1 pseudogene is annotated in these 381 nt (G+C 69.0%); it reads right to left on the reverse strand.

Annotated elements, in window-relative coordinates:
- Positions 1 to 381: pseudogene (locus tag AACR77_RS18370) on the reverse strand (nitrite reductase (NAD(P)H)); the annotation flags it as partial.

Below are 381 nucleotides of genomic sequence, written 5' to 3' on the forward strand. Positions count from 1 at the left end.
TGGGGCAGCGCCACCCCGTTCTGGTAGTACTGCAGCAGCCGCTCATAATCGGCCCCGTCCCCCACCAGGATGGCGCCGAGCAGGCGATTGCCCTCGCCGTCGGTCACCAGCTTCTTGTAGATGCCCTTGACCCTGTCCAGCAGCAGCAACTCCTGGGCGCCGGCGGTGCTGGCGTGGGCATCGCCGATGGAGCCCACGTCCACCCCCATCAGCTTGAGCTTGGTGGACATGTCGGCCCCGATAAAGCGGGTCTCGCCGCCGCACAGACTGGCCACGGCGGCCCGGGCCATCTGGTAGCCGGGGGCCACCAGGCCGAAGATGCGCCCCTGCCAGAGCGCGCACTCGCCGATGGCGAGGATGGCGGGATCCGAACTGTGGCAG

The sequence above is a fragment of the Aeromonas sp. ZOR0002 genome, from assembly GCF_963866995.1.
Lineage (GTDB): Bacteria > Pseudomonadota > Gammaproteobacteria > Enterobacterales > Aeromonadaceae > Aeromonas > Aeromonas caviae.